This window comes from Streptomyces sp. NPDC001108 (genome assembly GCF_053598535.1).
Genome location: NZ_JBSFKL010000008.1, coordinates 32,000 through 45,589, shown reverse-complemented (window position 1 = coordinate 45,589; position 13,590 = coordinate 32,000). Strand labels below are relative to the sequence as shown.

Genomic DNA, 13,590 nt, shown 5'->3' with positions numbered 1-13,590 from the left:
TTAGGTGCCGTGGGTCAGCCTCTGGTGCGGCCCGGTGGGCGCCTGGATGAAGCGATCATGAACGTCTGTGGGGCGGCGAGCCCGTTCCGGCCCCGACGCCCCATCCCGTGCCCGGTCAGCCCGATGTGCGCCGACGGCCGCCCCGCGCCGCCGCGACCAGCTCCCGCACCGTGCCGAGCTTGACCCGGGGGCGTCCCTCGGCGCGGCCCCGGGCCAGCTCGGCCCGGTCGATGGCGGCCAGCCCCCGGGCGTCGACCACCTGGCGGTTACGGCTCCTGGCCAGCTTCCGGAACTCCTTCGGCGCGGGCGTCGGCGCCGACAGCCGGCCGGCCACCGCGTCGGCCAGCAGCGTGCCCACGGTCTCGGCGGCGCAGGTGCGGTTGGCGCCGATCCCGCCCGAGGGCCCGCGCTTGATCCAGCCGACCACGTACGTGCCCGGCATGCCCGCCACCCGGCCGCGCTCGTGCGGAACGGTGCCGGTCCCCTCGTCGAACGGGAGGCCCGCGACCGGTACGCCGCGGTAGCCGACCGCCCGCAGCAGGACGCCCGCGGGGATCTCCGACTCCTCCCGCCCATCGGTCACCCGCACCGCCCGCACGGCTTCGTCGCCCAGCGCCTCCACGGGGGCGGAGTGGAACCGCAGCACGATCCGCCGCCCCGGGCCGGGCGCGGCCGACCAGTCGACCGTCTCCCGGCGCACCCCGCGCAGCAGCGCCGCCCGGTCGTCCGCGGCCGCTTCGTCGATCGTGCCACCGGTCCGGGGGTCGCGGTCGTCGACCACCAGCTCCACCCCGGGCAGCCGCTTGAGGGCCAGCAGCTCCGAGGCGCTGTACGCCGCGTGCTCCGGTCCGCGCCGCCCGAGCAGCACCACCTCGCGCACCTTCGAGGCCCGCAGCGCCGCGAGCGCGTGGTCCGCGATGTCCGTAGCGGCCAGCGTGTCCGGGTCGGTGACCAGGATGCGGGCGACGTCGAGGGCGACGTTGCCGTTGCCCGCCACGACCACCCGGGGCGTGTCCAGGGCGACCGGGTCCGGCGCGGCCTCGGGGTGTGCGTTGTACCAGGCGACGAACGAGGTGGCCGAGACGCTGCCCGGCAGATCCTCGCCGGGGATGTTCATCCGGCGGTCGGTGGAGGCGCCCACCGCGTAGACCACCGCGTCGTGGTGGGCGGCCAGCTCGGCGGCGGTGACGTCCTTGCCGATCTCGACGCCCAGAAGCATCCGCACCCGGGGATGGGCGTGGAACCGGGCGAAGGTCTCGCCGACCTTCTTGGTGGAGGGGTGGTCGGGCGCCACGCCGTACCGGACGAGCCCGCCGGCCACCGGCAGCCGGTCGACCAGGGTCACTTCTGCGTTGGTGTGCAGCAGCAGGTCCTCGGCCGCGTACATGCCGGCCGGTCCCGTGCCGACGACCGCGACCCGGATCGGCCCGAAGTCCGAGGGCAGGCTCCGATCGAACGAAGGCGCGTCCCAGTGATGGAAGTTGGGCCCCTCGTCGGCCGGTTCGGGCTCCCGGCCCGCGTAGTACGCGGCGTTGATCGCGGCGTACTCCCGCTGCCCCTCGGGCAGCGAGTCCACCGGAAAGACCGCGTCGACCGGGCAGGCGTCGGCGCAGGCCCCGCAGTCGATGCAGGCCCTCGGGTCCACGTACAGCATCTCCGTGCTGCCGAAGGCACGCTCCTGCGGGGTCGGGTGGATGCAGTTGACGGGGCACACGGCGACACAGGTGGCGTCGTTGCAGCAGGTCTGGGTGATCGCGTAGGTCATCTCGTCGGCTCGGGTCGCTCGGCTCGGATCGGCTCTCTCGGGGTCGGGACGGGTCAGATCAGGTGGGCGCGCCTGTAGAGGGCCAGCGCGGGCCGGGTGAGGAGCCGGGCCGAGGCCAGGAACTCCATCAGCCCCGAACAGCTCGACCGCATCAGGGACTTGTGGTGCTCATTGGCGGAGGCCTCGGCGAGGGCGCGCCGGGCGTCGAGCCCGGCGTTCGCGTAGACCTCGCGGTTCACCATGCTGGTGACGATGAAGTAGGACGCCACGGCGATCACGAACGCGTGGATCTGCCGCCGCACCGGACCCGCGTTCCGCAGCCGCCTGCGGGTCTCGTCGCGGGCGAACTTCATGTGCCGGGACTCCTCGACGACATGGATGTTGTTGATGGTGCGGACGAACGGAGCGACCCGCTCGTCCCGCATCCAGTCGCGCTGCATGACGTCGAGGACCTCCTCGGCGACCAGGATCGCCGCGTACGCCGCCTCGCCGAAGGCCAGCGTTTTGAAGGCCCGCCCGAGTTCGACCACCGCGCGGCGCGGCCGGTACGCCGGAGCACCCAGCTTCGCCGCCCCGCGGGCGAACATGATGGAGTGCCGGCACTCGTCCGCTATCTCGGTGAGAGCCCACTGGAACCGGGGATCGGTGGCATCCGTGGTGTAGATGTCGCGCAGCACCATCTGCTGGAGGATCATCTCGAACCAGATGCCGGTGCTGGCCACCGAGGCGGCCTCCTGGCGTGTCAGCTCCTTGCGCTGCTCCTCGGTCATCTCGGCCCAGTACGAGGTGCCGTAGAGCGTGCTCCACTCCGGGCTCGCGCCGTGGAACTCCTTGTCCAGCGGGGTGTTCCAGTCCACTTCGGTGGCCGGGTCGTACGAGAGCTTCGCCGACGATGCGAGCAGGCGCCGGGCGACGTCGTTCTCGTCGAACCGGTCCTGGTCTTGCGGCCGAACGGTGCTGCTTGCCATGGTGCGGCTCCTCGATTCGACTGATCGACTCGGCGCTCGCCGGGCGCCTCGCTCCCTTGTTAGACGTCACGTCTAGCAAGCTGTTAGACGGAACGTATAGCAAGAGGACGGTGCGGGCCTACCCCCTGGACGGAATCCGGTCACCCGATCTCCGGCCCGGCGGTCGCGGAGGATCGGGTTCCGGTGCGGACCCATGGGCGTCAACCCGCTGCGCGATCCGCCCTGTTGAAGGATTCCCCGTCGGCCGGGCGGTACGCCGGACCGGGCTGTCGGTGGACCGTGCTGTACTGGGCACCGCCCGCCCCACTTCTCACCGGAGGCCCGCTCATGGCCCGGCTCCACGTCCGTACCGGCGTCGACCCCGACGAGCACGCGACGCCCTTCGTGACCCTCCACGTCGACCCGGACGGGACGCCCGGCGAGCGCGTCGCCGCCCGGCTCGGCGACCACTGCTACGAGGGTGACGGCGTGCTCTACCTGGTGCGCACCGACGGCTGGGCCGAGCGCGCCTTCGACGGCCACCGCCTGACCGTCGGCCTCGCGGTGTACGCCTCCGTGCTGGCGCGTACGGGCGTGGACCCGGCGGAGTTCCCCGACCGCTCGGCGGTGGACCCCGAGGCGGTGCTGATCCTGCGCGCGGAGACCCAGGCGGACCCTGAGCTGTACGCGCGGGCGGCCCCCGCCACCGTGCTCCTCACCGAGGAACCGGGCGGCTCGCCGGACGCCGGGGAGGCGGAGGAGGACTGGCCGGTAATCCTGGCGCCCCCGCCCGGGAGCGGGCCGGAGTCCGGGGAATGAGCCCGTCCCCGGCGGACACGACCCGCCGTGCCCGGCGTACGCCGTTCGACTGAGATCGATCGCGAGATCCGGTCAGTGCTCCGTGTCACGCGGGCATCCGGTGCCGGTGGGAGATCGAACATGCCCTCATGAGACGTATCTCCCAACGCTTCGGCGCGCTGCGCGTCCGAGTCGGAAGCACCGGTACGGCCCTGGCCGTGGCCGTGGCGACCGTGCCGGTGCTCACCCTCGGAATCGGTGCCGCGCCCGCCCAGGCGGCGCCGCTCCCCGGCGGCCTCGGCCCCTGCGTACCCGGTTCCTGTCCGGACCCGTTCCCCGGGGTCGGCAACGGTCCGTTCGCCGGCCGCGACGACGCCGTCAACGTCTTCGTCGGCGACGACTTCCTGGTACGGGGCCGGGCCGCGGAGGCCGAGGGCCGCGTGGTCGTGCTCGACAACTTCGACCAGCAGAAGGAGGCCGGGGCCAGCAGCCTGTACAACCTCGGGATCGCCGGGGTCGGCTCCCGGGTCCCCCCGTCCCCCGGCGCGGACTTCCTGACCACCGGCGGGAACCTGACGGTGGCCCCGGGCCAGCGCCTCGACCTCACCGGCGGGGTCATCGAGGAACCCGGCGTCGCACGGTACGCCGGAACCGAATCCGGAACGGTGGACGGACGGCTCGTCCACGACCCGGACGCCGCCGTGCCGTACGCCGGGCTGCGGGACGACCTGACCGCGGCCAGCCGCTGCTACGCCCGGGTCGACGGGCGCCCCCGGGAGGCCACCGGAACGGCGGTCAACGAGGGCGGGCAGACCGTCTTCCACGGCGACGGCCGATCCGCGCTCCAGGTCTTCAACGTGGACTTCGACCTGACCGCACCCGGCGGCGGCCCCCAGGGAATCGTCTTCGAGAACATCCCCGCCGACGCCACCGTTCTCGTCAACATCGTCGGCGCCAACCGCACCGTCAACACCTACAGCGGCGCCATCGACGACAGCGACGACCCGCTCAACGCGCTGCGCGAGCGGCTGCTGTGGAACATCCCCGACGCCACCACCGTCCGCCTCCAGGGCATCGGCCAGATGCAGGGCAGCTTCCTCATCGGCGACCAGTCGTCCATGACGACGGTGACCATGGCCGGGGTCAACGGCCGCTTCTTCACCACCGGCTCGCTCACCCACACCAGCCTCGCGAGCGGCGGTGGCGGCCAGGAGTTCCACGCCTACCCCTTCGACGGCGACCTGCCCGACTGCTCCGGCGTGCCCATGGTCACCGGCCAGGTCCGGATCCTCAAGACCGACGCCGACACCGGGGACGTCCTGCCCGGCGCCCATTTCGAGCTGTGGCGGGAGAGCAACGGCCTCCCCGGGCTCCAGACCGGTGGAACCACCCCCGACACCCGGGTGACCACCTGCGTCACGGCGGCCGACGGGCGCTGCTCCGTCACCACGACGCTCGGCACGTACTACTGGCGTGAGACCGCCGCCCCTCCCGGCTACGAACTGCCCGACCCGGACGTCTTCGGTCCGCTGGTCCTCACCGAGGACAACGCGAGCCGGGGCGTGCAGGCCGAGGCCCGGGACGTCAGCGCCGTCGAGCCGCACAACCACGGCTCGATCCACCTCACCAAGACCGACCGCAAGGACGGCAGGCCGCTGCCCGGGGCCGTGTTCGAGAGCTGGAAGGAGACCAACGGCATCGCCGGCCTCCAGACCACGGGCGCCGACCCCGACACCCGGTTCGGCCCCGGCTGCGCCACCGACCGGGCCGGGCTGTGCACCTTCCCGGACCTGCCGCTCGGGGACTACTACCTGCTGGAGACCGCCGTGCCCGAGGGCTATGAGCTGCCCGAGAACCCGGTCTTCGGCCCCTACGCGGTGACCGAGGCCAACAGCGCCGAGGGCGTGCACGTCGAACTCTCCAACGAGCGCGGTGAGCCCTGCAAGGGCAAGTCCTGCTGACACGGATACGGCGTACGACCGCCCCGGGCGACCGGGGCGGTCACCGGTTCGGCCACCACAACAGGGCGGCCGGACCGGTGCGCTGTTTCACTGGCGGAAACGGTCCCCCCACGTCCGCCAGGAGGTTCGCCCCGTGCGTCCTGCCCCCATATCCGCCCTCGCGACCGCCGCCGCCGCGGCGGTCCTCGCGTCCGTGGCGCTCGCGGCCCCCGCCGCCGCGGCTCCCGCCCCCTCCGCCGGGTGCACCGCACCGACCGGCCCCTACCAGCGGGAGCTGGAGAAGTACCTCGGCCGCCCCGTCGACGGCATCCAGTCCGAGGCGGACTGTGAGGCCATCAGAACGTTCCAGGCCAAGCAGGAGCTGCCCCGCACCGACGGGTACGCGGATCTGTCCACGTACCGCTACATGCTCGCGGTCCAGGCGGCCGACGACCCGAACGCCGCCGGGCACTGCCCGGTCCGCACCTACCGGGTCACCTGTGTGGACATGGACCGGCAACTGCTGTGGGTGCAGACGAACAAGCGGATCGACTTCCGCCCGGTCCCGATACGCACCGGGCGCCAGTCCCAGGAGACCCGGCCCGGCTGGCACTCCATCTACTGGCGCGACAAGGACCACGTCTCCTCGCTGTACGACGACGCCCCCATGCCGTACTCCCAGTTCTTCGACGGCGGCCAGGCCCTGCACGGACATCCGGGCGACCTCTTCGACGGCGGCGGCTCCGCCGGCTGCGTCAACCTCACCGTCGAGGACGCCGCCAAGCTGTGGGACCTGCTCAAGCTCGACGACGCCGTCTACGTCTGGGGCGTCAAGCCGGGCACCGGCTCCTGAGCGGTCCACCCGGCGGTGGGTCCGCCGAGGTGCCCCGGGCGCGAGTGGCCCGGGGCGCCGTCACGTTCCGCCGGTGAATCCGGCGACCCACTCGGAGGTGGCCCGGAGTCCGCCGAACGTATAGAAGTGGATCTTCACCTCGCCGTGCCGTGCCGGGGTGTACCCCTCGGCCAGGGTGTGCAGGAACCGGTCCGGGCCCGCGGTGCCCATCAGGTTGGTGAGGGAGAGGCCGTACTTCCTGGCGATGGACGTGCTGGTGCCCACGCCGAACCGCTTGGCGTAGTTCAGCAGCCGCCGCACCCCGGCCGGTCCCGGGACGCCGACCCGGACGGGCAGGGTGATGCCCTCGTCCCGGACGCGCTCGATCCAGGCCAGCACTGGATCCGCGTCGAAGCCGAACTGGGTGATGATGTCGGCGCCCAGCCCCTGGTCGGCGACGGCCGCGCTCTTCTTGCGCAGGGTGGCCCACAGCACGTCGGAGGCGATGGCCGGGTGGCCCTCCGGGTACCCGGCGATCCCGATGTTCCGGACCCCGTAGGCGGACGGCAGACCGGACTCGATCAGGGAGAGGGCGTCCGGGTAGGGCCCTTGCGGGCGGGCGGGGTCGCCGCCCACGGCGAAGACGTCGGTGTGGGCGTCGCCGGACCGCAGACCGCCGAGGAACGCCTCGAACTCGGCCCGGGAGGTGAGCCGGCGGGCGGAGATGTGCGGTACCGGGCGGAGCCCGAGGCGCTTCGCGGCCAGGGCCGCCCCGAGCCGCGCCTCCTGGTCCTCGTTGCCGAGGAAGGTCACGTTGATCCGGGTCCCGGGCGGGACGAGGTGTGCGGCCTCCTCCAGCCCCGGTACGTCCTTGCCGGTCATTTCGAGGGAGAAGTCGTCGAGCAGCGACGGGTGCGTCGCCGGGGTGGAAGGGCTGTGAGGGTTCATCGTGCTCCTGTCGGGGGCCGAGGGAGGATAACAAGAGCCCGGAGACGGCCGTGGGGGCGGGCCGCGCCGCGCGGACGGCGCCACGGCGCGGCCGGCCCCGGGGTGCGGCCCGTCGACGGGGCGCGGGCGCCGGCCGGGCGACCGTCCCGGTCCCGGACGATCCGGTGGGTCCAGGCACCAACAGCCCTACTTCCTCCGGAGGTTAAAAAATTTTCCGCCCGGCTCCGCGCGTTCCCGCAGCTCACCGGAGCGCGTATTGGTCTGGTCCACTAACAGAACGGAAAACTGTTTACCGGACCGGCCCTCCTGTGGCTCACTGTGTCATGTTCGCGTCATCGGACGCGCGTAGACCCTGCCGGGAACGCGTGGCCGACTCCTCCTGACCGGACGCACGCAGCTCCGCCGATCACGGCGCCGCCCGTACACCGGCGCCGTGGGATCCACCGCACGAAGGACCACGCGGCACCACTGCATCCCACTCCCCCCACCCAGCAGGAGGAAGCCTTGTTCTCCCGGAGCCTTTCCCGTAAATCCGTACAGCAAAGACTCACCTCGGCCGGCGTCGTGGGTGCGAGCCTCGCCCTGGCCGTCGGTCTGTTGTCGGGCACCGCCTCCGCCGCACCGCACGCGTCGGACAACGCCGTACCGCAGGGCAAGGGGTACATGGGCGTGGGCTATGTCCAGGACGGCAGGGACTTCAAGCCGGACACCCGGCAGCTCCGCCTCGACGCGAAGCCGGACATGAACATCCAGGCCACCCCCCTGGGCGTGGACGTCTCCAGCTGGCAGGGCGGCATCAACTGGGGCTCGGTCCGCGGCGCCGGCATCGAGTTCGCCTGGATGAAGGCGACCGAGGGCACCACGTACAAGGACCCCACCTTCAGCGCCAACTACCTCGGCGCCTACAACGCGGGTGTGATCCGGGGCGCGTACCACTTCGCCCGGCCCGACGTGTCCGGGGGAGCGGCGCAGGCCGACTTCTTCGCCAGCAACGGCGGCGCCTGGTCCCGCGACAACCTGACGCTCCCCGGCGTGCTCGACATCGAGGGCAGCTGCTACGGCAAGACGGCCGCCGCCATGCAGACCTGGATCCTCGACTTCTACAACAGGTACAAGGCCCGCACCGGCCGCGACGTCGTGATCTACACCAGCCCGAGCTGGTGGAACTCCTGCACCGGCGGCTGGAGCGGCATGTCCGCGCGCAGCCCGCTGTGGGTGGCCCACTGGACCACCGCGAGCAACCCCTCCATCCCGGCGGGCTTCCCGTACTGGACCGTCTGGCAGTACAGCTCCACCGGCTCGGTGAGCGGTGTCTCGGGGAACGTCGACCGCGACCGCTTCGGCGGCGACCGCTCGCGTCTGCTGGCCCTGGCCAACAACACCCCGTGACGGCGGGTGTCGGTACCCGGTGACCGCCCCGGGTCTCTGTGACCCTGGGACCACCGGCGACCCGGGCCGGAGCGGCGGTGCGAGCCGCTCCGGCCCGGAGCCCTGCCGCGACCGGCCGGCGGACGGCCGGGACCGGCCCGCCGGCCCCTCTCCGGCCGGACGCAACGACAGTTCGCGAAGGAGCACGTCATGACCGCGACACCACGGCCCCTCAGCAGGCGCGGCGCCCTGCTCGCCACGACCGCGGCCCTGGTCGGCGGGGTGGGCGCGACGGGCCGCGCGGGCGCCGCCCCGCGCCTGCCCGAGGGCGCCCGCCTGCGGCTGCCCGAGCTGACCCCGGCCCAGCGCGCCGGGCAGTGCGTCATCCACTCCTACCCGGGGCTCACGCCTCCCGCCGCCCTGCTGGACGCCATCAGGGAGGGGCGCACGGCCGGAGTGATCTTCTTCGGCGAGAACATCGAGAACCTGACCCAGATCGAGGGCGTTGTCCGGACGATGAACGAGGCGCACGCCTCCGCCCCCGTGAAGGCCCCACTGCTCCTGATGACCGACCAGGAGGGCGGCCTGGTGCGCCGCCTGCCCGGCGAGCCCGTCCTGTCCGCGAAGGCCGTCGGCGCCTCCGCGGACCCCAGGGCGCGGGCCGCGTTCACCGGCGAGGGCGCGGGCATGAACCTCGCCGGCGTCGGCATGAACGTCAACCTGGCACCGGTGCTCGACGTGTACCGCAAGGCGGGTGACTTCACCGACCGGTACCAGCGGTCCTACAGCAGCGACCCGGCGGCGGTGGCCGCCTGCGGCGCGGCCTTCGTCACCGCGCAGCAGAACGCCGGGGTGGCCGCCACCGCCAAGCACTTCCCCGGCCTCGGCCCCGCCACCACCAACCAGAACACCGACCTGGGCCCGGTCACCCTCACCACCTCCGCGGCCACCCTGCGCGCCACCGACGAGGCGCCGTACCGGGCGGCGATCGGGGCGGGGGTCGGGCTCGTCATGCTCTCCTGGGCCGTCTACCGGTCGCTCGACGCCGACCGGCCCGCGGGCCTCTCCCCGGCCGTGGTCGGGGAGCTGCGCGACCGGCTCGGATTCCCCGGCGTGACCGTCACCGACGCCCTGGAGGCCGGGGCCCTGCGCGCCTTCGGCGGCACCGCGGAACGCGCCGTACTGGCCGCCGGGGCGGGCATGGACCTGTTGCTGTGCTCGGCCCGCGACGTCGCCCAGGGGAACGACGCGGTGACCGCCCTCGGCCGGGCGTTGACCGACGGCACGCTCGACGGTGCCGCCTTCGACGCGGCCGCCGCCCGCGTCAACGCCCTGCGCGCCGGGCTGGCCTGACCACCGGCCACTTCGCCGCCGTGCCGAGCCGCCCGTGCCCCCGCTCTCCGCGCGGTGGCGAAGTGGACCGGTGCCCTCGGGTGGACCCTTTGGGCATGCACATGTCTTGACCGGTGGCCGCCACCGCACGCACCGTTGCGGGGCCGATCTTCCGAAGGAGTCATGTGAACAGCAAGTTGACCGGCACGCGCGGGGTTTTGGGCGCGCGCGCCGCCCGTCCGGCCGTTCCGCCGAGAACGCGTCGGCCCCGCCTCCGGCTCGTCCTCGCCGCACTGATGCTCGCCCTCGCGTCGGCCGCGCCGACGCTCGCCACCGCGGCCGAGGCGTCACCGGCCGGGGCGGCGGCCCCTGCCCGGGGCGCCGAGGTCGTCGCGGTCACCCGGGTCGCCGACCGGCAGGTGGACCTGTCGGTCCGCTCACCGGCCCTCGGCGGCCGCACCGTCAACGTCCGGCTGCTCACCCCCGAGGGCTGGAACCCGGCGGACCGCAGCCGCCACTGGCCGACACTCTGGCTGCTGCACGGCTGCTGCGGGGACTACACCTCGTGGACCGCCCGGACCGACGTCGCGCGGACCGACAGCCTGCGCGACGTCCTCGTGGTCATGCCCGAGGGCGGCTGGAACGGCTGGTACAGCGACTGGTGGAACCACGGGCGGGGCGGCGACCCGGCGTGGGAGACCTTCCACACCGGGGAACTGCGCCGACTCCTGGAACGCGACTGGGGAGCGGGCAGCACCCGGGCCGTGGCCGGGCTCTCCATGGGTGGTCAGGGAGCCCTGCTGTACGCGGCCCGGCACCCCGGGATGTTCAAGGCGGCCGCGGCGTACTCCGGCTCCGTGCACCCGCTGCTCGACGACGAGTCCACGCAGCGCATCCTCGGATTCTTCGCCGGCCAGGGCAACGACCCGCTGCGGGTCTGGGGCGACCCGGTCGCACAACGCGACATCTGGGCGGCCCACGACCCGTTCCACCTGGCCAGGAGCCTGGCCCGGACGCCCCTCTTCCTGTCGTCCGGCGACGGCACCACAGGCCCCCTGGACCCGCCCGGCAGCACCAGCGAGCTGGAGGCGGACTTCCACCGGCAGAACCAGGCGCTCGCGGCCCGGCTGAAGCGCGCGGGCGCCAAGCACGTCGTCACCGACTTCTACGGACCGGGCACCCACAGCTGGCCCTACTGGCAGCGCGAACTGCACTCCTCGCTGCCGATGCTGCTCCGGGCCCTGAGGGCCGACGGCTGATCCGACCGGCCGGTGCACGGACCGGGGCGGTAGCGTGCGGCCGGTGACCCTCGCGCTGCTGCACACCTCCCCGGTCCACGTACCGGTCTTCGACGCCCTCCGGGACACCGACCACCCCGGGCTCGTCCTGCGCCACCTGGTACGGGAGGAACTGCTCGACCGGGCCCGGGAGGCCGGCCCCGGTGCGGTGGCGGAGGAGATCGGGGCGCTGCTCGCCGGGGCCGTCGCGGACGGGGCCCGTGCCGTGCTCTGCACCTGCTCCACGATCGGCGCCGTCGCCGAGGCGTGGTCGCCCCCGCTCGGCGTCCCCGTCCTCCGCGTCGACCGGCCGATGGCGGCCGCCGCCGTCACCCGCGACCGGGTGGTGGTGCTCGCGGCCGTGCGCAGCACGCTGGCACCGACCCTCGCGCTGCTCGCCGAGGAGGCGGGGGACCGGCCCGTCGAGGTACGCGCCGAGGTGGTGGACGGAGCCTGGGAGCGGTTCGAGGCCGGTGACCGCGAGGGCTACCTGGACCTGGTCGCGGGCGCGGCGGACGCGGTGGAGGACGCCGAGGTGATCGTGCTCGCCCAGGCGTCCATGGCCGGGGCGGCCGCCCGGACGGCCACCCGGCTGCCGGTGCTCGCCAGCCCCCGGCCGGGACTCGCCGCCGCGGCCGCCGCCGTGGCCCGGGACCGGGTGTTCCGAACCCGCACGGGCTGACCCACCGGGCGCGCCCGGCCGTCCCGGGGGACGGTGGAGGGACACGGGACGTACGACGCGACCACGTGATCCCCTCGGAGGCCCCGATGACCAACCCGTACCCCGACCCGGTGCCGCCGGCGCCCACCCCCGGGCCGATGCCGAGCCCGCCCGCACCGGTGCCGGAACCTCCGCGACCCCCGCAACCGCCCCCGGGTCCGGGTCCGGTACCGCCCGGCCCCTCGCCCGACCCGATCCCGCAGCCCCCGGAGCCCCGCCCCGAGCCCGCCCCGCAGTAGGACGGCCGTGCCGGATCAGGGCCGGGGGCGGACGGGGGCCGGGCCCAGGGTGGTGGTGCCGGGGGAGGAGCGGTGGCCGAGCCCGGTCCGGTAGGCGTCCATGGCCGCCTCCGTCCGGCCCGTACGGCGCAGCAGGTCGCCCAGGAGCCGGCAGATGTCCGCGAGGTCCCCGGCGGCCCCGGCCCGCTCCAGCAGGCCCAGCGCGGTGACGTAGTGCTCCTCGGCGGCCTCCGGGTCGCCCTGCTCCTCGTGGATCAGGCCGAGCAGCCGGTGCGCCCCGCCCGCGTGCACCGCACCCCGGTCCGGGTGCAGCTTGCCCAGGAGCCGCAGGAGCAGCTCCCGCGCCTCCCCGGCCCGGCCCCGGCGGCGCAGCACATCGGCCAGCTCCACCTCGACCTGCGCCGTGTACAGCCGGGCCCGCTTGGACGCCAGCATGGCGCGGGCGGCGCGCAGCTCGCTCTCGGCACCCGGCAGGTCCCCGTCCTGGGCGTGGACGTAGCCGCGCATCCAGTGGCAGTGCGCGAGCTCGGTGCGGATCTGGAGCTGCTGGTAGATCTCCGCGGCCCGGGCCAGTGAGGCGTCGGCCTCGGCGGTGCGGCCCGCCGCGATGAGGGTGCGGGCGACGCTGCGGTGCAGCCCGGCGACCAGCTCCGGATCGGCGACCCGTGGGGCGAGGGCCAGCGCCAGCTCGCCCGCCTGGGCGGCCCGGGCATGCGCGCCCATGTCCATGTACGGGGCGATCGCGGCCGTGTACAGGAGCAGGAGCGCGCCGGGATCCTGGAGCCCCGAGGCGTTCAGCTCGTCGATGGCGCTCTCCAGCAGGTAGCAGGCGTAACGCAGTTCGCCCGCCAGGAGATGCGCGACGGCCCGACCCCGGACCGCCGGGGCGCGGCGGGGCAGCGGGGCGTCGGCGAGCAGCAGCTCCGCGGCCTCGAAGTGTTCGCGGGCCACGGGCAGATCGCCCGTCTCCAGCGCGCAGTGGCCGAGGCCGAGCAGGGCCGTGGCGCGTTCCTCGTCGAGTCCGTGCCGGGCGGCCTCGTCGAGCAGTACGGCGTAGTCGGCGGCGGCGTCCTCGGCGGCGCCGGTGGCCAGGGTCCGCTGGGCCTCGACCAGCCGCAGCCGCAGCGCGGTCGCCAGATGGGCCGGGCGCCCCGTCGCCAGCTCCTCGTACGTGACGCCGAGCCGGTCCGCGAGATGGCGCAGGGCCGCCTCCGAGGGGCGTACCCGGCCCGCCTCCACCGTGGAGACATAGGCCGGGGTGTACGACGGCTCCGCGAGCTGACGTTGTGTCAGCCCTCTGTCCGTACGCAGACGTTGGACGCGTCGGCCGAGCGGCTCGGGGACCTCCTCCGGCGCCGCTCCCCGTCCCGCCGTGCCCTTCGCGCCCATCGCGCCGCCCCCTTCGCCCGCGTGTGCCGCGCCG

The 13,590-nt window shown here is 74.0% G+C and carries 11 protein-coding genes; 7 read left to right on the top strand and 4 right to left on the bottom strand.

All coding sequences use genetic code 11. The annotated features are described in order from the left end of the window. Positions 1-115: 115 nt before the first annotated feature. The gene (locus ACWC97_RS19185) at positions 116-1,765 is read right to left on the bottom strand and encodes an FAD-dependent oxidoreductase (protein WP_450650448.1); all 1,650 of its coding nucleotides are present in this window, start codon (positions 1,763-1,765) and stop codon (positions 116-118) included. Positions 1,766-1,818: 53 nt separating this feature from the next. Beyond that, positions 1,819-2,733 carry an AurF N-oxygenase family protein gene (locus tag ACWC97_RS19180; protein WP_352274501.1) on the bottom strand — a complete coding sequence of 305 codons (915 nt, stop codon included), beginning with the start codon at positions 2,731-2,733 and terminating at the stop codon, positions 1,819-1,821. Positions 2,734-3,060: 327 nt separating this feature from the next. Here ACWC97_RS19180 and ACWC97_RS19175 point away from each other — a divergent pair, with 327 nt between their 5' ends. The 3 genes from ACWC97_RS19175 (at position 3,061) to ACWC97_RS19165 (ending at position 6,303) form a co-directional block, all read left to right on the top strand. Further along, a complete protein-coding gene (locus ACWC97_RS19175; protein WP_450650446.1) occupies positions 3,061-3,531 on the top strand; it encodes a hypothetical protein in 471 nt (156 codons plus the stop codon). A gap of 128 nt (positions 3,532-3,659) precedes the next feature. Continuing rightward, positions 3,660-5,471: a choice-of-anchor A family protein gene (locus tag ACWC97_RS19170; RefSeq protein WP_450650444.1), complete on the top strand. Its 1,812-nt coding sequence runs from the start codon at positions 3,660-3,662 to the stop codon at positions 5,469-5,471. A 133-nt stretch (positions 5,472-5,604) separates the two neighbouring features. After that, positions 5,605-6,303: a L,D-transpeptidase family protein gene (locus ACWC97_RS19165; protein ID WP_450650442.1), complete on the top strand. Its 699-nt coding sequence runs from the start codon at positions 5,605-5,607 to the stop codon at positions 6,301-6,303. A gap of 60 nt (positions 6,304-6,363) precedes the next feature. Here ACWC97_RS19165 and ACWC97_RS19160 read toward each other — a convergent pair whose 3' ends face one another. Further along, entirely contained in the window at positions 6,364-7,230 is an 867-nt protein-coding gene (locus ACWC97_RS19160) for a methylenetetrahydrofolate reductase (protein ID WP_450650440.1), read from the bottom strand. Between the two features lie 504 nt (positions 7,231-7,734). Here ACWC97_RS19160 and ACWC97_RS19155 point away from each other — a divergent pair. From ACWC97_RS19155 to ACWC97_RS19140, 4 genes are all read left to right on the top strand, one after another. Beyond that, complete coding sequence (locus tag ACWC97_RS19155) at positions 7,735-8,619, top strand: GH25 family lysozyme (RefSeq protein ID WP_352274505.1); 885 nt, start codon at positions 7,735-7,737, stop codon at positions 8,617-8,619. 189 nt (positions 8,620-8,808) lie between these two features. Further along, on the top strand, positions 8,809-9,951 hold the full coding sequence (locus tag ACWC97_RS19150) for a glycoside hydrolase family 3 N-terminal domain-containing protein (RefSeq protein WP_352274506.1): 1,143 nt from the start codon (positions 8,809-8,811) through the stop codon (positions 9,949-9,951). Between the two features lie 275 nt (positions 9,952-10,226). After that, the gene (locus ACWC97_RS19145; protein WP_352274554.1) at positions 10,227-11,189 is read left to right on the top strand and encodes an alpha/beta hydrolase; all 963 of its coding nucleotides are present in this window, start codon (positions 10,227-10,229) and stop codon (positions 11,187-11,189) included. A gap of 43 nt (positions 11,190-11,232) precedes the next feature. Then, positions 11,233-11,889, top strand: a complete 657-nt coding sequence (locus tag ACWC97_RS19140) for an aspartate/glutamate racemase family protein (protein ID WP_352274507.1) — start codon at positions 11,233-11,235, stop codon at positions 11,887-11,889. A 293-nt stretch (positions 11,890-12,182) separates the two neighbouring features. Here ACWC97_RS19140 and ACWC97_RS19135 read toward each other — a convergent pair whose 3' ends face one another. Further along, the gene (locus tag ACWC97_RS19135) at positions 12,183-13,556 is read right to left on the bottom strand and encodes a tetratricopeptide repeat protein (RefSeq protein ID WP_450650437.1); all 1,374 of its coding nucleotides are present in this window, start codon (positions 13,554-13,556) and stop codon (positions 12,183-12,185) included. Positions 13,557-13,590: the final 34 nt, after the last annotated feature.